Below are 262 nucleotides of genomic sequence, written 5' to 3'. Positions count from 1 at the left end.
ATATCGCTGTTAGTCAATCCGCAAATGAAGTCTTCACATTAGGTGATGGCGCTGATTTGTTAATTTACAATGTACTTAACGGTTCAAGCCCAACAGGTGGGAATGGAACTGATCAGTGGTTAGATTTTAATATGTCTGAAGGCGATAAAATCGATGTTTCATCTTTATTATCAGGCGCTACCACAGATAATATTAATAATTATCTTAGTGTGAGTATTAGTGGGAATCAGGTTACTTTATTGGTTGACCGAGATGGTAGTAG

Annotated in this window: 1 protein-coding gene; it reads left to right on the top strand. The window is 37.0% G+C overall.

Annotated elements, in window-relative coordinates; translation table 11 throughout:
- On the top strand, positions 1-262 hold a 262-nt coding region (locus tag ACG916_RS21660), incomplete at both ends, for a type I secretion C-terminal target domain-containing protein (protein ID WP_419378820.1).

The sequence above is a fragment of the Acinetobacter legionensis genome, from assembly GCF_048552295.1.
GTDB lineage: Bacteria > Pseudomonadota > Gammaproteobacteria > Pseudomonadales > Moraxellaceae > Acinetobacter.
Note: the sequence above shows the minus strand (reverse complement) of the source record. Positions and strands in the feature narration are given on the sequence as shown.